Origin of the sequence: Taklimakanibacter albus, from assembly GCF_016595235.1 — a bacterium.
GTDB classification, from domain to species: domain Bacteria; phylum Pseudomonadota; class Alphaproteobacteria; order Rhizobiales; family Aestuariivirgaceae; genus Taklimakanibacter; species Taklimakanibacter albus.
Genome location: NZ_JAENHL010000008.1, coordinates 1346446 through 1366742 on the forward strand (window position 1 = coordinate 1346446; position 20297 = coordinate 1366742).

General features: G+C 63.0%; 18 protein-coding genes. 5 read left to right on the forward strand and 13 right to left on the reverse strand.

Annotated features, from left to right (window positions below; genetic code table 11):
- Nucleotides 1–370: 370 nt before the first annotated feature.
- The 4 genes from JHL16_RS29410 to JHL16_RS29425 all read left to right on the forward strand — a co-directional run bounded on the left by JHL16_RS29410 (nucleotide 371) and on the right by JHL16_RS29425 (nucleotide 5905).
- The gene (locus JHL16_RS29410; protein ID WP_200188437.1) at nucleotides 371–1360 is read left to right on the forward strand and encodes a sugar-binding transcriptional regulator; all 990 of its coding nucleotides are present in this window, start codon (nucleotides 371–373) and stop codon (nucleotides 1358–1360) included.
- A 7-nt stretch (nucleotides 1361–1367) separates the two neighbouring features.
- Nucleotides 1368–1988 carry a hypothetical protein gene (locus JHL16_RS29415; RefSeq protein WP_200188438.1) on the forward strand — a complete coding sequence of 207 codons (621 nt, stop codon included), beginning with the start codon at nucleotides 1368–1370 and terminating at the stop codon, nucleotides 1986–1988.
- 72 nt (nucleotides 1989–2060) lie between these two features.
- Entirely contained in the window at nucleotides 2061–4067 is a 2007-nt protein-coding gene (locus JHL16_RS29420) for an AsmA family protein (protein ID WP_200188439.1), read from the forward strand.
- Between the two features lie 218 nt (nucleotides 4068–4285).
- Complete coding sequence (locus JHL16_RS29425; RefSeq protein WP_246771201.1) at nucleotides 4286–5905, forward strand: MFS transporter; 1620 nt, start codon at nucleotides 4286–4288, stop codon at nucleotides 5903–5905.
- A gap of 54 nt (nucleotides 5906–5959) precedes the next feature.
- Here JHL16_RS29425 and gph read toward each other — a convergent pair whose 3' ends face one another.
- From gph to JHL16_RS29450, 5 genes are read right to left on the reverse strand one after another with little or no spacing between them, the layout of a single operon-like run.
- On the reverse strand, nucleotides 5960–6625 hold the full coding sequence (gene gph, locus JHL16_RS29430; protein WP_200188441.1) for a phosphoglycolate phosphatase: 666 nt from the start codon (nucleotides 6623–6625) through the stop codon (nucleotides 5960–5962).
- Nucleotides 6625–7860, reverse strand: a complete 1236-nt coding sequence (locus tag JHL16_RS29435) for an acetoin dehydrogenase dihydrolipoyllysine-residue acetyltransferase subunit (RefSeq protein WP_200188442.1) — start codon at nucleotides 7858–7860, stop codon at nucleotides 6625–6627. The genes gph and JHL16_RS29435 overlap by 1 nt, the downstream gene beginning before the upstream one ends.
- Before the next feature lie 21 nt (nucleotides 7861–7881).
- Nucleotides 7882–9099 (reverse strand): transaldolase family protein, encoded by a 1218-nt coding sequence (locus JHL16_RS29440; protein WP_200188443.1) that lies wholly within the window; start codon nucleotides 9097–9099, stop codon nucleotides 7882–7884.
- 18 nt (nucleotides 9100–9117) lie between these two features.
- Nucleotides 9118–10119 carry an alpha-ketoacid dehydrogenase subunit beta gene (locus JHL16_RS29445; RefSeq protein WP_200188444.1) on the reverse strand — a complete coding sequence of 334 codons (1002 nt, stop codon included), beginning with the start codon at nucleotides 10117–10119 and terminating at the stop codon, nucleotides 9118–9120.
- 29 nt (nucleotides 10120–10148) lie between these two features.
- Nucleotides 10149–11132 carry a thiamine pyrophosphate-dependent dehydrogenase E1 component subunit alpha gene (locus JHL16_RS29450; protein ID WP_200188445.1) on the reverse strand — a complete coding sequence of 328 codons (984 nt, stop codon included), beginning with the start codon at nucleotides 11130–11132 and terminating at the stop codon, nucleotides 10149–10151.
- A 335-nt stretch (nucleotides 11133–11467) separates the two neighbouring features.
- On the opposite strand from JHL16_RS29450, the gene JHL16_RS29455 reads away from it, so the two are divergent.
- Nucleotides 11468–12361, forward strand: coding sequence for a MurR/RpiR family transcriptional regulator (locus JHL16_RS29455; RefSeq protein ID WP_171028160.1), 894 nt, complete (start codon nucleotides 11468–11470; stop codon nucleotides 12359–12361).
- Nucleotides 12362–12561: 200 nt separating this feature from the next.
- Here JHL16_RS29455 and JHL16_RS29460 read toward each other — a convergent pair whose 3' ends face one another.
- From JHL16_RS29460 to JHL16_RS29495, 8 genes are all read right to left on the reverse strand, one after another.
- On the reverse strand, nucleotides 12562–13275 hold the full coding sequence (locus tag JHL16_RS29460; RefSeq protein ID WP_200188446.1) for an HAD-IA family hydrolase: 714 nt from the start codon (nucleotides 13273–13275) through the stop codon (nucleotides 12562–12564).
- A 1-nt stretch (nucleotide 13276) separates the two neighbouring features.
- Nucleotides 13277–14140 (reverse strand): class II fructose-bisphosphate aldolase, encoded by an 864-nt coding sequence (locus JHL16_RS29465; RefSeq protein WP_200188447.1) that lies wholly within the window; start codon nucleotides 14138–14140, stop codon nucleotides 13277–13279.
- A gap of 95 nt (nucleotides 14141–14235) precedes the next feature.
- Entirely contained in the window at nucleotides 14236–14787 is a 552-nt protein-coding gene (locus tag JHL16_RS29470) for a VOC family protein (RefSeq protein WP_137854176.1), read from the reverse strand.
- Between the two features lie 27 nt (nucleotides 14788–14814).
- Nucleotides 14815–16380 (reverse strand): FGGY-family carbohydrate kinase, encoded by a 1566-nt coding sequence (locus JHL16_RS29475; protein WP_200188448.1) that lies wholly within the window; start codon nucleotides 16378–16380, stop codon nucleotides 14815–14817.
- A gap of 9 nt (nucleotides 16381–16389) precedes the next feature.
- Nucleotides 16390–16989, reverse strand: coding sequence for a transglutaminase domain-containing protein (locus tag JHL16_RS29480; RefSeq protein ID WP_200188449.1), 600 nt, complete (start codon nucleotides 16987–16989; stop codon nucleotides 16390–16392).
- Nucleotides 16990–17252: 263 nt separating this feature from the next.
- Nucleotides 17253–18341: an ABC transporter ATP-binding protein gene (locus JHL16_RS29485; RefSeq protein ID WP_200188450.1), complete on the reverse strand. Its 1089-nt coding sequence runs from the start codon at nucleotides 18339–18341 to the stop codon at nucleotides 17253–17255.
- Nucleotides 18342–18353: 12 nt separating this feature from the next.
- The gene (locus tag JHL16_RS29490) at nucleotides 18354–19232 is read right to left on the reverse strand and encodes a carbohydrate ABC transporter permease (RefSeq protein WP_200188451.1); all 879 of its coding nucleotides are present in this window, start codon (nucleotides 19230–19232) and stop codon (nucleotides 18354–18356) included.
- A gap of 4 nt (nucleotides 19233–19236) precedes the next feature.
- Nucleotides 19237–20235, reverse strand: coding sequence for a carbohydrate ABC transporter permease (locus JHL16_RS29495; RefSeq protein WP_200188452.1), 999 nt, complete (start codon nucleotides 20233–20235; stop codon nucleotides 19237–19239).
- Nucleotides 20236–20297 lie beyond the last annotated feature (62 nt).

Here is a 20297-nt window from a genome sequence, read left to right on the forward strand (position 1 = left end):
GGCCGGCTTGACGGCACGAGCTTCTGGGGACGAGCGCAAGACAATGCTGGCTGATGGCACAGGCTCCTCCCATTTACCGTTCGATGACGGCGTTTATTCTTCGATTGAGCGTGAGAGTACTAAACTGCAATTGCGAATGCAAATGTTTCGCAATTCATCCGGAACAAATTCCATGCTGCTTTGCAGCATGAACGCGCGATATCCAGAGGAATTCTAGCTCTTCCCTCCCCCAAACAGCCTCGAAATTGGACAATTATGAGATACAATCGTATACTAAGATCACAATATGTATCTTCATCGAAGTGAACATAAAGCCGAGACGGATACTTTATGGTAGGCTATTCCCAGCGAGGAAAAGCGACAGGCCAGAATGCTCGAGAAGACACCAACAAGAAGAGGCAAGTCCGCCGCCGAAGCGAGCCCGGGGCGCGTGGCGCGCAACCGCATGCGCATCGCCTGGATGTATTATGTCGAGGGCCTGACCCAGAATGAGATCGCCGACCGGCTCGGCATCGGGCGCGTCACCGTGGTGCGCAACATCAATGAAGCCATCCGCCAGCGCGAAGTGAAGATCTGGATCGAGGGCGACGTCGCCGAATGTCTCGAGCTCGAGGGCCAACTGAAGCAGGCCTTCGGCTTCAAGGAGGCGATGGTGGTGCCCGAGCCCTCCAATCCGGCCCTCACCACCAAGGCGATCGGCGTCGCCGCCGGCATGTATATCACCGACAATCTGACCGACGACATGTCGATCGGCGTTGGCTGGGGCGCCACGCTTTATGAATCGCTGCAGACGCTGGCCCCGCGCGAGCTCGAAAATGTGCAGGTGATCTCGCTGCTCGGCGGCATCGTGCAGGCGCGCCGCTATAATCCGTCGGAATTCGCCTGGCAGGTCGCCCGCATGGTGGGCGCCGACTGCTATCTCCTCACCGCGCCGGCCGTGGTCGATTCACCCGAGACCAAGGAGACGCTGATCGAGAAATGCGGCCTGCGCGACGTGCTGCGCCGCGCCGAGAGGCTCGATCTGGCGATACTGAGCGTCGGCACCATGGCGCCCGATTCGACCGCTTTCCGCTTCGACTTTCTGTCCGACGAGGACCGGACGAGCCTGATCAGGCTCGGCGCCGTCGGCGATATCCTGTTCAATTTCTATGACCGCGAAGGCCGGCTGGTCGATCATCCGCTCAACAAGCGGGTGATGTCGATCCCGATCGACCAGCTGCGCGACGTGCCCAAACGCATGATCGCCTCGGGCGGCAATGAGAAGGTCGACTCGCTCTTGGGCGCGATCCGACTGATCGACTGCAACGTGCTGATCACCAATGAAGCCACCGCCCGCGAATTGCTGATCCGAAAGACGTGACGGCGCCATGATGCTCACCCCCCTCAAACCGGAAGTCCTGAAAGTCGACGATCTCAGCCACGAGGCGCGGCGCTTCCGCACCATCGTCTGGTCGTTCCAGCGCAATCTCGACCTTCTGTTCAAGGGCACCGGTCTCTCCGCCAAGGTCGATCATGCGGCACTCGCCGAGGCTTTCGCGCGCTGGCGGCAGAAATTCGACCAGTCGAAGCATCTCGCCGATGTCAACCGCAACGACTATGTGATCTATGCGGCAGGGCTCATGCTGCGCGAGCTCATCGTCGCGGCGCCGCTCAAGGCGAGCAAGGAAGAAGAACTGCCGTCGCTGCCGGGCGGCATCGACCATCCGCTGGCGCGCTGGCCGGAAGGTTATGCCTATACGAGCTTCTGCCTGTCGGTCGCCGCCGCCATCCTCAAGGAACTCGGCGATGACGAGCCGATGCCGGCCGAGGTGGCGGATGATCCGGGCTTCTGGAGCTCCTTCCGCGAGAACACCCATGAGGATCCCGAGACCGCGGTCGGCTTCTTCGACCTGGTCTGCGGCCGCGAGCCCAATTGGGCGGCGCCGGGCGTGCTCTGGCTGCGCAAGGCTTTTGCCGACCAAGGTAAGCTTCCCCGCAATAAGGCTTGAGCTCTCTCCGCTTTAACCATTCGTATACCGAATCAGTTACGCTCAATCCGTCGTCCTGGGGGAGAGGTTCCCATGAAACGGATTCTGATGTTCGGCGGCGCCTTGCTGACGCTCCTTGTTGCGGCTGTGCTCGCCCTCCCATTCGTCATTCCGCATGATTTCATTGCCGGCCAGCTCAAGCAGGCGGTGAAGGCCGAGACCGGCCGCACGCTGACCATCGGCGAAGCGCCGAGACTCGTCTTCTGGCCGGATTTCGCGGTGACGCTGAAGGACGTGCGGCTCTCCACCCCGCCCGACATGTATGAGGGCCAGGTGGCGCAAATGGACGAGATGCGCATCCGCGTCGAGGTCGCCTCGCTGTTCGACCGGCGGCTCGACATCAAGGAACTGCATCTCATCCGCCCGAAACTGTCGCTGATCATCGATGGCGAAGGGCGGCCGAACTGGATCATGGCCAGGCCCGAGGAGAATGGCGGCGGTAGCGGCCCCGGCATCCAGACCGGCTCGATCGCCCCCGTTACCATCGAGGACGGCGATGTACGCTTCCTCGACGAGCGTTCCGGCAAGGCCTTCATGGCCGAGAATGTCGACCTGACCATCACGCTCGGCTCGCTCACCGGCCCCGTCGCGGTCAAGGGATCGCTCAAGGCGCTGGGCGATGATATCGACCTCGCTTTCTCGGCCAAGACGCCCACCGAGCTCGCCGCCGCCGGCTCGGCTTTGTCGCTCGCGGTCAAGAGCAAGCGGCTCGACTTCGCCTTCTCGGGCCTCGCCGCCATGCAGGATGGGCTCGCCCTCGACGGTACCATCACGGCGGCGTCCAGTTCGCTGCGCGAACTCGGCCGCTGGGCCAAGATCCAGGTGCCGGACGGGCCGGGCTTCGGCCCCGCCAAGATCAACGGGCAGATCGCCTTCGCCGGCAAGAGCCTCAAACTCAGAAAGGCCAGGATCACGCTCGACGGACTCGCCGCGCAAGGCGATGTGGCGCTCGATCTCGGCACACGCCCCCAGGTCAACGCCACTCTCGCTTTCGATACGATCGATGTGAACCGCTATCTGCCGCCACAAGCGGCGTCACCCGAAGCCGTGGCCGGCCAGACCGGATGGAGCACTGCGCCGATCGCCCTCGCCGGGCTCGGCGTAGTGGACGCCAAGCTCAAGCTCAGCGCCAACAAGCTCCTCTACCGCACGCTCACCACCGGCAAGATCGCCATCGACGCCACGCTCAAAAGCGGCAAGCTCGACGCGACGCTGGGCCAGATCGCGCTTTATGGAGGCAAGGCCAAGGGCCGCCTGGTGCTCGATGGTGCCGCCAAGATGCCGGCGGTGCAGATGACGCTCGAGGCGAAAGGCTTCGACGGCTTGCGGTTGCTCAAGGACTATGCCGGGCTCGACCGCTTCGAGGGCGTCGCCGGCGCCATGCTCAATCTTTCCGGCCGCGGCCGCTCGCAGCAGGAGCTCGTTTCATCGCTCAACGGCACCGCGTCCTTCAGCTTCGCCAATGGCGCGGTGCGCGGCATCGACATCGAGGCGATGGTCAAAGACGTGGGCACCAATATCCTGACCGGCTGGCGCCAGGGGCCCGATGCGAAGACGCCTTTCGATGCGCTGAGCGCCGGTTTCACGGTGGTGAACGGCATCGCCACGACCAATGACCTCAATTTCACCAGCCCGGTTCTCAGCGTGAGCGGCGGCGGCCTCGTCGATCTGCCGCGCCAGACCCTCAATCTCAAGGTCAATCCGACGCTGACATTAGCCGCGGCGCAGACTGTCGACCTCGCCGGCCTCGCGGTTCCGATCATCGTCAAGGGGCCGTGGTCGAACCCGAAGATCTATCCCGACATCGCCGGAATCCTCGACAATCCGCAGGCCGCCTACGACACGCTGCGCAAGATCATCGGCGAAGGCACGACGGCGAGCCTCAAGGAAAAGGGCGAAGCCATCAAGCAGCAGGTCAAGGGCAAGGTCGCCGACGAGATCGGCAAGGCGCTGGGCAATGATCAGGCCGGCCAAGAGATCGGTAATGCCGTTGAACAACAAGGTCAGAAGCTCCTGAAAGGCCTGTTTGGGAACAACTAAGGCATCGGCCCGTAGATCATCGACTTCCGTTGTACGACTAAAGACTCACGACGAAGGTTGATCTAGCGACACGCCCTCCTCATCCCTACGACTCAGGGTCAGCTCCGCCCAGCCACGATTCCATCGGGGGATGGATTGCGGCGGAGATTCAGACCCAAAACGGGAGAGGAAACAATATGGCCCACGCCGAAGCTACACTTTCCGGTCGCGGAAAGGGCATGACGCAGGACGAGAGATTCGTCGTCACTGCATCATCCGCCGGTACCGTCTTCGAATGGTACGACTTCTATCTCTACGCCACGCTGGCGCCGTTCTTCGCCTCGCTGTTCTTCCCGCCCGGCAACGACACGGCAGCCCTGCTCTCGGCCTTCGCCACCTATGCCGCGGGCTTCCTGGTGCGTCCCTTCGGCGCCATCTTCTTCGGCCGCATCGGCGATCTCGTCGGGCGCAAATATACCTTCCTCGTCACCATCCTGGTGATGGGCATCTCGACCTTCGCGGTCGGCCTCTTGCCGACCTTCGCCTCGGTCGGCTGGCTCGCGCCCTTGCTGCTCGTGCTCCTGCGCCTCCTGCAAGGCCTGGCGCTCGGGGGCGAATATGGCGGTGCCGCAACTTATGTGGCCGAACATGCCCAGCATGGCCGGCGCGGTTATGCAACGAGCTGGATCCAGACCACCGCGACCTTGGGCTTCTTCCTGTCGCTCCTCGTCATCGGCCTGTGCCGGTGGGGCATGGATGCGGCGGTGTTCAAGGAATGGGGCTGGCGCCTGCCGTTCCTGGTGTCGGTCGTGCTGCTCGCCTTCTCCGTCTATATCCGGCTGAAGCTCAATGAATCGCCGATCTTCACCAAGATGAAGGAAGAGGGCAAAGGCTCGACCTCGCCGCTCACCGATTCATTCCTGCGTTATCCCAACAACAAATATGTGCTACTGGCGCTTCTGGGCGCCACGGCGGGACAGGGCGTCGTCTGGTACACCGGCCAGTTCTATGCGCTGTTCTTCCTGATCGGCCCGCTCAAGCTCGACTTCCTCGCGGCCTACGGGCTGATCGCGGTGTCGCTGCTCATCGGCACGCCGCTGTTCATCTTCTTCGGCAAGCTCTCCGACAGGATCGGCCGACTCAAGATCATCCTGGTCGGCTGCGTAATCGCGGCATTGACTTATTTCCCGCTGTTCCAGGCTCTGACGCATTATGTCAACCCGGCGCTGGAGGAATTCAACGCGAAGAACCCGATCACGGTGTCGGCTGACAGCTCGACCTGCAACTTCCACATCTTCGTGGGACCGTGGTCGAAATTCAGCGACTGCGACAGCGTCAAGGACTACCTGACCAAGCAAGGTCTGTCCTTCACCTCCGTCAACACGCCGGGCGAGCCCGTTAAGGTGATGGTGGGCACGACCGAGATGCCGGGCTGGGCGACGATCACCTCGACGGATCCGGCCAAGAAGGATCTCGCGGTGCGCCAGGAGACCTGGGGCGCCAAGCTCAAGGAACTCGGCTACCAGGCATCGGCTGACCTCTCCAAGGTCAACTGGTTCATGGCCGAGTTGATCCTCGTCATCATGGTCGTCTATGTGACGATGGTCTACGGCCCGATCGCCGCCTTCCTGGTCGAGTTGTTCCCGACCAAGATCCGCTACACCTCGATGTCGCTGCCCTATCACATCGGCAATGGCTGGTTCGGCGGCATGCTGCCGCTGCTCGCCACCGCCATCGTGGCGGCGGCCGGCAATATCTATGCGGGCCTTTGGTATCCGATCGTGGTGGCGTTGATGACGGCGGTCATCGGCTTCATCTTCCTGCGCGAGACCAAGGACGTCGATATCTCGAAGACCTGACGCAAGTCACATCGGCAAGATCGGTCCGGGCGGCTCATGCCGCCCGGTTCCGTTTCAGGAGCGCGCCAGCCGCTCGACCAGCGCCGGCACCTCGTCGAAACGCCCGGCAAGGGCGTCGGGCGCAAGATCGGCCAAAGGCGTCTTGGCATAGCCATAGGTCACGGCGATGATCGGCACGCGCGCGGCCTTGGCGAGCGCCACATCCACTTCGGAATCACCGACCATCACCGCCGGCATGCCGCCGGCGCCGGCGGCCTCGATCGTGCGCAGAAGCTGGCGAGGATCGGGTTTCGCGACACCGAACGTGTCGGGGCCTGAAACCACCGAGAAGCGTGCGGCGAGGCCGAGATCGGCGAGAATCCGGCGGGCATAAGGTTCGAGCTTGTTGGTACAGACGGCAAGCCGCCAGCCTTGAGCGGCAAGCCTGTCGAGCGCCGTTTCCACACCGTCATAGGGGCGGGTCCGGCGCGACAATCGCGTCGCATAGATCGCACGGAAACGATCGGCGAACGGGCGCAGCGCATCATCGCTGACAGTCATGCCGCGCCGCGCCAGGCCCTGGCGCACCAGATTGTCCATGCCATGGCCGATCAAGGCGCGCCCGACCGCGAGGCCCAAGGGCTCGCGGCCATTCTCGACGAGGAGATCGTCGAGCGCATCGGCGAGATCGGGCGCGCTGTCGACCAGCGTGCCGTCGAGATCGAAAATGACGATGCCCATCAGCCGGCGGCCCTGACCGTCTCCATGACCAGCCTGCCGACGAGAGGCGCCGCCTCGACCTGCGGCAGATGGCCGACGCCGGCGAGCCGGTGGAGCGCCACATGGCCGGGCAGGCCCGTCGCCTGCGCGGCCGGGATGATGGCATCCTCGATACCGACAATGACGCGGCATGGACCGGCATAGAGTGCGAGCGCCTCGCGAATGGAGAAAAGCTGCGTCGATCCTTCGAACAGCCGCGCCGCGGCGCGCTTCTGGCCGGCGGCAAGCTGGCCGTCCGCCCGCGCCGCCAGCGTCGCCCGGATCATGGCCTGCGGCAGACTCGCGCGATCGTGAAAGAGGCCGCCGAGCCAGAGGCTGAGCGCCGCTTCCGATTGCGCGGCCAGGAAGCCGGCAATGAAATCGCCGTCGATGCGGGGGCCGAGACCAGCGGGCGCGATCAGCGTCAGCGACCGTACGCGCGGCTTGCCGTGCAGGGTGATCGCCGCCGCGACAGCCGCGCCGAGCGAATGGCCGACGAGATGGACATTGTCCAGCCCCTGCTCCGTCAGGGCCTGCGCGACATGGGCCACGGTGCTCTCGAAATCGGCGTCATCCAGCGGCGGCGAGGCGCCATGCGCCGGCAGATCGAGCCCTTGCATCGGATTGGCGAGCGTCAGATGGCTCAGGAACGGCCGCCAGGACGACAGGTCCGAACCAAAGCCGTGAATGAAGACGACCGGATCGCCGGTGCCGGCTTTCAGACCGCGGAACGCCAGCGCTGCCGTTCCGAAGGCGGGCGCCGCCATCCGTGTTTCGATGTCACGGCGGATGATCGCTCCCTTCGGACCGCTGCCGGCAAAGCGGCGCAGATCGAGCCCGTTCCGGGCGGCGAGCCGGCGCGCCAATGGCGAAGACCTGAGAATGCCATCACCCGGTGCCGATTGCGGCGCCACCGGCATAGCGGCCGTCGGGCCCACGACCGCCGGCGCAGCATCCCGTGCGTCGGCAACCGCTTCGCCAGGCTCGCCCAGAAGCAGCAAAGGGGCGAGCACGGTCGCGATATCGCCGAGCTTGTAAGGCAAATGAATGACGGTTCCCTCGGCGAAGGCCTCGACCTCGAAGCTCGCCTTTTCGGACTCCACTTCGGCGACAAGATCGCCCTTCTTCACCTTGTCGCCGAGCTTCACATGCAAGGCGACGATCTTGGCCTCGGTCAAATCCTGCCCGACCTGAGGAACGAGTATTGCTTCGGCCATAAGACTGTCTCCTGAATTGCGCTACGCGGCGCGGCGCGCGGACTGCTCGACAGCGCGCGCGACGAAATCCACCGTCTTGCGGGTGGCGGCGGCGAATTCCGCGGCCGTCGCGACGAAGGCGCCGAACTGGCTGAATTCCTCCGGCTTCATGCCGTCCGGCTCATAGGCCTGGCGGAAATAGGGAACGCGCATCAGCTTGCCGAGCACGTCCGGCGGCGCCTCTTCGTGGATGGCGTCGGGATCGAAGGGCCTGAAGCGATCCTCGACCTGCATGAGCTGCGCGATGTAGCCCGGCGGGCAGGTATAGACGAAGTCGCCGCCGGCAAGCTTTTCGATATGCCAGCTCGATGCCGGGTGGCCTGGTCCCGGATCGATCACGCGCATCGAGCATTGCAGCATCTTGCTCGGATGGCCCATCTGCTTGCCGAGATGATAAGCGCGCTTCATCACCGCGAGCTCGCCAAGCATGATATCTTCCGGTGAAAGGGCGATGCCGCGCGCCTCGGCCTGCATCTTGAGGTCGCCGATATTGCCGAGACGGGCGGACATATGGGTGATGACAGAGCGCCAGCGGGTGAGGTCGATACCGGCGGCCTTGGCGCGCGCCAGCCCCCGCGACACCGCATTCATGCAGGCGACATATTGGGCAACGGTGAAGGACGTCGTGTTGTTGGTGGCGATGCCGCGCGCCGTCAGTTCCTCGATGACCTGATAACCTTCCTGCGAGCCCGGAATCTTGACCATGACATTGGGCCCCAATGCGGCAAGCTCGAGCCCCTGCTCCAGCATGCGCTGGCCATTGGTCACATGCCGCGGATCGACCTGACCGGAGAGGAAGCCGTATCTGCCACCCGATTTCTCATGGACCGGTGCGATCATCATGGCGCCGCGACGCACGATCTCGAGATAAAGCGCCCAATAAACCGTCTCGACATCACTCGTCGAGCGCTCGGCGGCGATGCGGCCGATCTCGGCCATCCAGAAACCGGGATCGGCTTGAATGGCCTGCAGCGACAAGGGTGGATTGGTGGTCACGCCGCGAAAGCCCATCACCCCCTGGCGCGCCGCATCTTCATCGAACAGACGTGTGAGCTGCGCTGTCCACAGCTCCTGTTTTCCGCCCGGCGCGCTGCGCAGGAGATCCGCCTTCCAGCCCGGATAGACGAGCGGCGATGAATCCCACCAGATCTCACTGTCGGGATTGGTGGCGGCGAGCCTTTCGAGAATATGCGGCGTCATCTCGTCCTCCTCGTGCGGTCACTTCGCGGCGATGGCCATGGGCTGGATATGGAGCGCGCGCCGCGCCGCCCTGATCACGTCGTCCTTCTGCGGCACGCTCGCTTTCTCGAGCTCCAGATTGAAGGGGATCGGTATATTGAGGCCAGCCACGATCTCGATCGGCGCGTCGAGCTCGTAGAACGCCTCCTCCTGGATGATCGAGGCGATGTCCGAGGCGACGCCGCCGCGGCGCACCGCCTCCTGCACGATGACCACGCGATTGGTCCGGGCGACGGAAGCGAGGATCGTCTCGGTGTCGAGCGGCACGAGGGTGCGCGGATCGACGACCTCCGCTTCGATCCCTTCCTCGGCCAGCGCGGCGGCGGCCTCCAATGCGCGCGGGACCATGTTCGACCAGGCGATGACGGTCACGTCACGGCCCGGGCGTTTGATGTCGGCCTTGCCGAACTCGACGATATGCTCGCCCTCCGGCACCGGCCCTTTTGTCATGTAGAGATGCTTGTGCTCGAGGAACATCACCGGATCGTCCTGGCGCAAGGCGTATTTGAGCAGGCCCTTGGCGTCGGCGGGCGCCGAGGGCATCACCACCTTGAGGCCCGGTATGTGGTAGAACAACGCCTCGAGGCTCTGCGAATGCTGGGCCGCGACGCCACCGCCGGCGCCGCCTTGCGTGCGCATTACGAAGGGCACGCGGCCGTCGCCGCCCGTCATCAACCGGAACTTGGCCGCCTGATTGACGAGCATGTCCATGCCGAGCATGGCGAAATCGACATAAAGGATCTCGACGATCGGACGGGCGCCGGCGATCGCCGCACCGACGCCGACACCGATCATGCCGGCTTCGGCGATCGGCGTATCACGCACGCGGCGGGGGCCGTATTTCGCCAACAGGCCTTCGGTCACCTTGTAGGAGCCGCCGCGTTCGGCGATGCCCTCGCCGATGATGAAGACGTCGCTGTTGCGCTGCATCTCCTCGTCGATGGCCTCGCGCAAGGCCTCGCGATACATGATCTCTCGCATTGTCACGATTCCTCCAAGGCTTGAGTATTTTAGTAAGCGGCCACGAATTGCCGGAATTCGGCGGCGGTGATTTCGCGGCTCTCCTTCGCAAAATCGACGGCCTCGGCGAATTCGGCGGCAATCTCCGCTTCGATCGCATCGATGTCGGCCTTGTCGACGCCTGACATCTCGACGAGCGCGGCACGCGCCCGGTCGATCGGATCGCGCGCCTTGTAAAAAGCGAGGCGCTCTTCCGGCATGTATTTGCCGGGATCGTTCACATGGTGGCCCATATGGCGGAAGGTCTTGGCCTCGATGAGAACCGGCCCCTTGCCGGCACGGCATGTCTCCACCGCCTCGCGGGTGAGATGATAGACGGCCAAGGGATCGTTGCCGTCGACCTGATGGCTTTCGACGCCGATGCTCAGGCCGCGCTTGTAGAGATCGGTGTCGCGCGTCGCCTCTTCGATCGGCGTCGAGACGGCATATTGATTGTTCTCGATGACGAGGATGAAGTTCAGATTCCAGATGGCGGCGAGATTGAGGGATTCGAGGAAGGTGCCGTTGTTGGAGGCGCCATCGGTGGTGAAGGTGACCGTCACCGCATCCGAGCCGCGGATCTGGGCGGCGAGCGCCGCGCCGACGCCGAGCGGCGTGCCGGCGCCGACAATGCCATTGGCGCCGAGATTGCCCTTGCCGATGTCAGCGATATGCATCGAGCCGCCATAGCCGCGGCAATAGCCGGTCTCCTTCTGCAGAAGCTCGGCCACCATGCGCTTCACATCCGCCCCCCAGGCGATGCAATGGCCATGTCCGCGATGGGTCGAGGCGATGTAGTCGCCCTCCCGCAAGGCCGCGCATACACCGGTCGCGATGCCTTCCTGGCCGAGATAAGGGTGGAAATAACCGCGGATCAGCCCTTGCCGGTAAAGCTTGATTCCTTCCGTCTCAAAGACCCGGATTTTGTAAGCTGTGCGGAAAATTTTCTCCAGAAATTCACGTGATGGCGCGTTTCTCTTGACCGCCTCGTCCATCGACACGCTCTCCCCGCTCTATCGTTTCTGTGCGAAAACATATGGTTGGTTCGATCTCTCCTACAACTGAAGCGCCTAACTTGTCGAGAAAATTTTTTGCACAGAATTCTTCTTACTGATTGAGGTGAAGATGGTCGCTCCACAACCTGCAAATGCATCCGGCATATGAAAAATTCAATCAACCACTTGATTTTAAATAATAATTTACTTCAAAACCCTTCGTCTCCACAAAACATGTGGGGTTCTATGGAGGAAAATTGCTTTCTCAGCGCCATGGCGCTAAGTTGCGGGCCGACCAAACTCGTTACTGTTCCAGCGGCATGACCGACTCAAACTTGACGTCAACGACATCCAATGACGACCTGCTTCACCGCATCCAGGAGCGCTATGGAAATCTGAGGAAATCGGAGCGCGTGGTCGCCGACTATCTGCGCGAGCATTCCGGCAGCCGGCTCAATGCCTCGATCACCGAACTTGGGCAATTGCTCGGCGTCAGCGAAGCGACGATCAGCCGGGTCAGCCGGGCACTCGGCTATCAAGGCTATCCCGATCTCAAGCTGTCGCTCGCCGAGGGCTCGCGCCATCGCAACGCCTTCGCCAATGTTCCCGTCGAGATCGATGAAAACGACTCGCTGGTCACCACCAGCGGCAATCTCGCCTCGCTTCTGGCCGCCAGCCTGCAAGGCACGCAGCGCATGCTGGACGGCGCCAGGCTCGAGCGCGCGGTCGAGGCGCTGTGCGCGGCACGCAAGATCCTCTTTGTCGGCGTCGGGGGCGCGGCCTCCATCTGCGATGAGGCGGCGCATCTCTTCATCAAAGCCGGGCTCGATGCGATGGCGTATCGCGACGGCTACACGCAGACCATCGGGGCCGCCAATATGACGCCGTCCGACGTCATGGTGGGTGTGTCGCATACCGGCACGACCGAGACCGTCGCCGTGGCGCTCGAGATCGCGCGCGAGAACGGCGCCACGACCATCGCCATCACCAGCGACGCCGCCTCGCCCGTCGCCAAAGCCGCGCATGTCACGCTGACGACATGGAACTCATCGACGCCCTCGATACCGCTTTATGGCGACTTCCTCGAGGGCCGCATCAGCCAGCTGTTCCTGATCGACCTGCTCTATCTGGGCCTGCTGTTCCGCCTCGGCGCCAAGACATCGAAACAGCTCAAGGCCACCGGCCTCGCCCTCGAGAAGCACTATCGCCAGCGCGGCAGCGAGCGCTGATCCGCCTGAAGTGGTGCGCGATATTCTCCCTCCGCCCGCGCGAAGCGCGGGGAGGGTGGACGCCCGCAGGGCGGACGGGTGGGGTTTCTCCACCGACACGTGCTCATCATTTCTTGTCTGATAGATCTCCATTGCGGAGATGCCCCACCCGTCGCGCGTTCCGCGCGCCACCCTCCCCGCCTTCGGCGGCGGAGGGAGACTCAGACGCTGCGCGCCACCAACGCCCGGCATTGCGCCAGGCCGATGCCGACATCGAGATCCGGCACGACGATATCGGCGAGGCGGAAATCCTCTTCGGCCGTGAAGGCCGAGCGCGTGACGATGCAGCGCATGCCGGCGGCCTTGGCGGCGGTGAGGCCGATATGGCTGTCTTCCACGACGACACAGCGGCCAGGATCGAGCACCAGCGTGCTGGCCGCCAGATTGTAGATCGCCGGATCCGGCTTCTTGGCGGCAACCACATCGCCAGCGAAGATGGCGATGTGCCGGGCCCGCTCCGCGCCCAGCATCACCTTGACCAGGGCTGTCACCGCACGCTCATTGGAGGTCGAGCACACGGCAAGGCGAATATCCGCGGCGATCGCCTCGTCGACAAGCCGCGCAATGCCTGGGCGCAAGGGCAAGCTCCCGGCCTCGATCAGCTCCATGAACAGGTCGGTCTTGCGCTTGTGCAGCGCCTTGATCAGCGCTTCCCGGTCCGCCGCCGCGCCGGGCCAGCCGGTTTCGTCGAAATGGCGGATCATGCGCTCCTTGCCGCCGGCGACGGACAGAAGCTCGGCATAACGCTCGACCGACCATTGCGCGGCAACGCCCTGATCGGCGAAGGCGCGGTTGAAGGCGACGCGATGACCGTCGCGCTCGGTATCGACGAGCACGCCGTCGCAGTCGAAGATCAGCGCCGCGAGCATGCTCATTTCATGCTCCCGCCTTGCCGGCCGATCCGAAGGCGCGCACCATCGCCATCACGTCGCGCTTCATGGCTTCATATTGGCTGACGATGAACGGCAGGGGCTCGCCGAGCTTCGGCTTCTCGACCTTCAGATCGGCGAAGCCGTCGATATAGCAGCGCTTGTGCATGGTCGAGATATTGACCTTGGCGCAGCCGCCGGCGATGCAGCGGTCGAATTGCTCCTGGGCGAGGCCGGTGCCGCCATGCAGCGCGATCGGGATATCGATCCGCGCCGTGATGTCGCGCAACAGGTCATAGGCGATCTTGGGCTCGCCCTTGTAGAAGCCATGCGCGGTGCCGATCGCCGGCGCGAAGACCGCAAGCCGCGGCATTTCCTTGCAGAAGGCCACGCAGTCGGCAAGATCGGCGAGCAGCGCCTTGTCCTCGGCGACAAATTTGTCGTCCTCGGTGCCGCCGATGGCGCCCATCTCGGCCTCGAGGCCGATGCCGGCCGCCTCGGTCAGACGATAGATGTCCAGCGAGCGCGCCAGATTCTGCTCGAAGGGCAAGGCCGATCCGTCGAACATCACCGACGTCCAGCCGGCATCGATGCAGCGCTTGATGACGTCGCTATCGCTGCAATGGTCGAGATGAAGGGCGACCGGTATGTCGACGCTTGCGGCGAGCATGCCGACCCAGGAGGCGATCGGCGCATAACCCCAATGGCGCACCGTCTTGACCGAAACCTGGACGATGACCGGCGCCTTGAGCTCGGCGGCACCTTCGATGATCGAGCGCGCGCTGTTGTAATCGATCATGTTATAGGCGGCGACGCCGTAACGGCCGGCCTGCGCCTCTTTGAGCATTGGGCGCATCGAAATGAGGGGCATTGGACCTCTCCTTGACTGTGAAGAATTTACACGCCGGGAAGCGATCACGCTTCCCGGCCGTTTTGTTTATGTATGGAGACGAGAAGGCCGAGGGATCAGATCTTCGTCTCGTCCAGATATTTGGGATGGAACAGCCGCGTCCTGCCGGACTTCTTCGCCTCATCATCATAGACGGTGCCCTTGGGCGCCGAGACGATTTCGAGCTGCTGGCCCCAGGGCGCCATGAAGTAGCACCAGGTCAAACCGAGATTGGGTCCATCGGTATAGGAGGTCGGCTCGCCCAGCACCTTGACGCCGTTCTTCTTCAGGAAGTCGACCGCCGCCGCCATGTCGTCGACATAGAAGGCGAGATGGTGTCCGCCGATATCGCTGTTCTTGGGCGGCAGGGGATTCTGGTCTGGCGCCTGATATTGGAAGACCTCCAGATTGGTGCCATTGCCGCAGCGCAGATAGCGGAATTCGGTGATGACGCAGCGCGGGTCGACATTCAGATGAACCTTCATCCAGTCGCCGTCGGCCTTGAAGTTGGTGGCCGCGGTGAACAGGACCTCGGCGCCCAGAATCTTCTCGAAGAAGTCGCAGGCTTCGTTGATATCGGGCACCGTGAAGCCGATATGCTCCATGCCGCGCATTCCCGGAATTGGCATTGTTATCTCCTCTTCAATTGCGATTTTTCAGTAATGGCGCGCCACGAAATCGGCGAGCTGCTGATATTGTCCGGCGGCGGCGATCGCCTCGTAGAAGCCGCGATAGATCTGGTGCTGGTCGTTGTAGAGATTGCCAGTCTTGCCATTCGGCTCGAATTCGGCCTCGACCTGGACCATGGCGTCGACCGCTTCGTCGATCGACGCAAAGGCGCCCGAGCCATAGGCCCCGAGTATTGCCGCGCCCAGCACCGTGCATTCGCGCTCCCGCGTGACGCGCGCCGGCTTGCCGATGATGTCAGTCATGATCTGCACAAAGCCGTCCGATTTCGTCCCGCCGCCGGTCAGGCGGAAATCGGTGATACCGCCGTCGATGTCGCTTTCGAAGGAATCGACCACCATCCGCATTTCATGCGCGCAGCCCTCGAGCAGAGCGCGGATCATGTCCTGACGCTCATGATAGAGGCCGAGACCAAGGAAGCCGCCACGCGAGGCCGCGTCATAATAGGGCGTGACCTGGCTCGTCAGGAAGGAATGGAAGATGGCGCCCTTGGCGCCGGGCGGCGACTTGCCCGCCTGCTCGACCATGACCGAATAAGGACTGCGGCCCTGGCGCGAACTCTCATCGAGCTCGTTGCGGCCGAGATTGTTGCGCCACCATTTGAGGCAGGCGCCGAGGCTGAATGCGGCGCCCTCGATGTCCCAGGCGCCGGGCACGCCGTGGCCGCCCCACCACAGATTGCGCCCCTTGATGCGGTCGAGGCTGTCGAGATGCGCCACCATAACGCCCGACGTACCAACCGTGAATTCGGCCATGCCCTGCCGGATCACGCCGGCGCCGATGGCGGCGCATTGCTGATCGCCGGCGCCCCGGCACAGAGTGATGCCGGCCGGCAATCCGGTCGCCTCGGCCGCCGCCTTGGACAACACGCCGGCCTGGCCCGACGGTATGCCCACCGGCGGAAGCCGGTCGCGTCCAATGCCGCACAGCGCCAGGATACGGTCGCTCCAGTCGAGCTTACGGATATCCATCATGCCGTTGAGCGTCAGCGAGGCCGGATCGGTGACCCATTCCTCGGCGCCGAGCCGATGCAGGAAATATTCCTGGCCGTTGGCGAACCAGCGCGTCCTGTCGAACAGGGTCGGCTCATTGTCGCGCAGCCACGCGATCTTCGCCGCCGCCCATAATGGGCTCAGCTGCATGCCGGTATGGACCTGATGCTCCTCCGGCGAGATTTCCTTGGCGAAGATGTCGCGATATTTGAGCGCGCGTCCGCAATTCCACACAATCGAATTGGCAAGCGGCCTCTTGTCGGCATCGAGGGCGCAGAAGGTGCCGCGCTGGCTCGACAGGCCGACCGAGCGATAGGCCTCGGCCGGCAGGCCGGCCTTGGCCACTGCCTGGCGCGACGCCGCGCAGATGCCGGCCCAGACGAGCTCGACGTCCTGCTCGCTCCAGCCCGGATTGGGAGAGACACAGGGATATTCCTCATATCCGTGCCCCAAGGCATTGCCACGTTCGTCGAAAATCATCACCGTGCAGCCGGTCGTACCGGCATCGATGCCGACAAACGCGTTGACGCGTCCCGCTGGCATGTTTCCTCCCTAAGCTTCCTCTGGCATCCATTTCGTCAGGAGCTCGAGAAAACCCCTGCGATCTTTTCTTTGTTGTTCGGACAAGGTCGCCACGAGCCTTGCCTTGTGTTCGATCACATCCTCGGCACGTGACTTGTGGCCGTCGGGGGTGAGCGCGATGCGTGTGTCGCCGGTTCCGTCCCAGCCGGCATTCACCGGGAAGCCGAGCGGCGCCAAGCTGTCGGGCCAGGTCGCGTCGAGCGTCACTTCACGCCCGTCGTCATCCCACACCACATAGCAATGAAAATCGCGAATGCCGCCCGAGCGCACCCAGTCGGCGAGCGCCTTCGGCATCGAGGCTACAACCGGCATGCCGGCGGCGAAATCGCCGGCGGCGAATTCCACCTCGGCACCGCGGCCGACGCGGCGCAAAAGATCACGCAGCAGGATATGCTTGCCGGTGCACGCTCCCCTGCCGTTCTTCAGGACGATGGCGGGATCGCGGTTGCCGTCGGAGGCGTAGCTAAGATTGCGCACCGCATGATAGATCGCCGGAACCGAAGGCGGCGCGGCACCGCCCGCATGACGGGCGAGGAAGGCATCGAGATCCCCCGGATAGGATGCGCTCATGGCCGTGCTGGTGCCACGGCGATTGTCCTGCAGAATATCCGGCAGTTCCTGCCCATGATACGCGCCTCCCTGAAAGCAATTTTTTTATTGGCTGTGTTTGAGAAGACTATGCACGAAGGGCAATGCAGCGTCCAGCAGGATTCACCTATTCATGCAAATTCTTTTCACGATTTCGGCTGATATTTTAGGAAGCAGATTTGCCACTGCTGTTAGGAAGTCGCCCACAATCGCAGCCCCTGAAAATTTCCTTCTGAAGACGAAGGTTAGAAATAGGCCCTGCCCGTCCCAGTGTCGAAAGCGTGCCATTTGTCGCGATTGACCGAAAGGTAGCAAGCCTCGCCCGGAGAGCCGGCGAATTCGGGCGCCGTCTTGACCCTGATGCGCGCATCGGCGAGTTGCACCTCGACGATCATGTCGCCGCCCAAGAGCTCGGTGACGAAGACCTCGCCGGTGATCACCGGCTCCGCCGGCCGCGTCATCGAAATGGCGAGCGCGTCCGGCCTGACGCCCATGCGCACGGTGCCGGTGGTCCCGTTCAGGCATCCGGCCTGATCAGGCTTGAGGGCCAGCGAAAAATTGGGATGGGAGAGCGAAAGCCGGTCGGCCTCGCGCGAGAGCTCGCAGGTGAGAAAATTCATTGCCGGCTCGCCGACGAAACCCGCCACCCAGGCATTGACCGGCTTGTTGTAGACCTCGCGCGGAGAGCCCAGCTGCTGCAATTCGCCCTCATGCATGACGGCGATCTGATCGGCCATCGACATGGCTTCCAGCTGGTCATGCGTGACATAGACCATCGTGGTGCCGAGGGTGCGCTGCATGTGCTTGATCTCGCCGCGCATATGCGCCCTCAGCTTGGCGTCGAGATGGGCGATCGGCTCGTCGAAGAGGAAGAGCTTGGGCTCGCGCACGATGGCGCGGCCAATGGCGACACGCTGCTTCTGGCCGCCCGACAGCTCCTGCGGGCGGCGTTCCAGCAAGTGGCCGATCTCCAGGAGCTGCGCCGCCTGGGTGACGCGGTCCTTGATGCGGCCCGTGTCCTGGCCCCTGAGCTTCAAGGGATTGGCCATGTTCTCGAAGACCGACTTATGCGGATAGAGGGCGTAGTTCTCGAAAACCATGGCGACGTCGCGATCCTTGGGCGCCAGGTCGTTGATGCGCTTGTCGTCGAACAGGATATCGCCGGCGCTGATATGCTCGAGGCCCGCCACCATGCGCATGGTCGAAGACTTGCCGCATCCCGAGGGACCGAGGATCGACAGGAAGGTCCCGTCCGGACAATCGATGTTCAAGTCCTTCACCGCGGCGAAGTCGCCGTATTTCTTCCACACATTGCGGAACGTTACTCTGGCCATGGTATTCTCCGATTATTCCTTGACCGCGCCCATGGTCAGGCCGGTGACGAGATATCTTCTGATGACTAACCCCAGGAGCATCATGGGCAGCGTGGTGACGACGCCCGCCGCCATGATCGAACCCCACTGGATATTCTGCGGCTGGACGAGTTCGCGCGTGGCGACCGGCAGCGTCTTGGCGCCGCCCGAGCCGATGATCGCGGCAAAGAGGAAGTCGTTCCAGGCGAAGAGAATGCACAGCACGATGAACGCGCCGATGCCGGGTGCCACCAGCGGCAGGATCGCCACGAAGGCCTGGAAGCGCGTGGCGCCGTCAACCATCTGGGCCTCCTCGATCGCGTAAGGGACGTTGTCGAAGAAGCCTTTGAGGATCCAGATGGCGAAGGGAAGGTTGAAGGTCGTGTAAGCGAGGATCAGGCCCGGCAAGGTGCCGACCAGATCGAGCGAGCGGAAGATCGCATAAAGCGGCACCATCACCGCGACCACCGGCGCCATGCGGGTCGAGATGATCCAGAAGAACAGGTCGCTCTTGCCGCGGAAGTCGATGCGCGAGAGCGAATAGGCGGCCATCGAGCCCAGGATCACCGAGATCACCGCCGAGCCGCCGGCGGCCACCAGGCTGTTCGCCATGTAGCGGCTGAAGTCGAGATTGACGAAGAGATCGCGATAGTGCTTCAGCGTCGGGGTGAAGTCGAAGAAGACGCCGACGCCGGACCAGTCGCCGACCGCCGGGATCTTGAAGGCCTCGAGCAGGTCCTTGAACGAGGACACGAACATCACGAGGATCGGCAGCAGCGTCCAGACGAGATAGAGCGCGATGAACACACCCGAAAACCAGCGGAAGCCCCGGGTGAGCGGCGTTTCATATTGGACTACGTCACGAGAGGCCATGATTTCAGATTTTCCTCGTCTGCTGGCGATCGAAGACCTTCACCAGGATCATGCCTAAGATGATGGTGACGACGAGAAGCGTCAGGGCGATCGCCGCCCCGCGGCCGAGCTTGAAGAACTTGAAGGACACTTCGAACAGATAGATCGGCAGGATCTTGGTGGCATTGCCGGGACCGCCGCCGGTGAGGACGAGGGCCGAGTCGATGAAGCGGAAATTGTCCATGAAGCGCAGCATCACCGCGATCAGCAGCACGGGATAGAGATTGGGGAGCGTCACCGAGAAGAAATTGCGCAAGGGCGAGGCGCCGTCGACCATATTGGCCTCGAGCTGGTCCTGCGGCACGCGCTTGAGGCCAGCAAGCGTGATGAGCGTGATGAGCGGTGTCCACTGCCATACATCGACGAGCACGATGCCGAGCATCGCCGTATTGGGACTGGCGAGGATCGATTTGGCATCGAGCAGCCCCAGGCTCTGGAACAGCCAATGATACCAGCCGAAGGTGCCGTTATAGAGGAAGTACCAGACGAGCCCGGCCACGATCGGCGCCATCATCATCGGCATCAGCAGCGCGGTCACCAGGACCTTCTCGAAGCGCGCGCCATTGAGCACGACGGCGAGGAACACGCCGATGCCGATCTGCAAGGCGAGACACATCAGGCTGTATTGGAAGAGCAGCGCCCAGCCCTTGAGGTAACGCGTGTCGGTGAAGAGCTTGGTGAAGTTCTCGAAGTTGTTCCAGGTGGCCGAGCCGATATCCACCTCGTGGAGGCTCATATAGATCATCCAGAAGAACGGATAGATCGAGATGCAGGCGAGCAGGATGATGGCCGGCGCCATCAGCCAGAAGAAATAAGCCTTGGACGGCAGCGGATTGAGCCTGGCCGGCTCGGCGATGCGCGAGGGCGCCGGGCGCGCCTCGACATTGTCCTGGAGCTGGCGGACGCGGAAGAGGCTTTCGCCATGCCGCAGGGAGTTTTCGGGTGAAAGCGTAATGTCTGTCATCGATCTCGTATCGGCAGCCGTCACCGGCGCGGCGGGTCGCGGCGACAAGAGGTCCTTGCTTG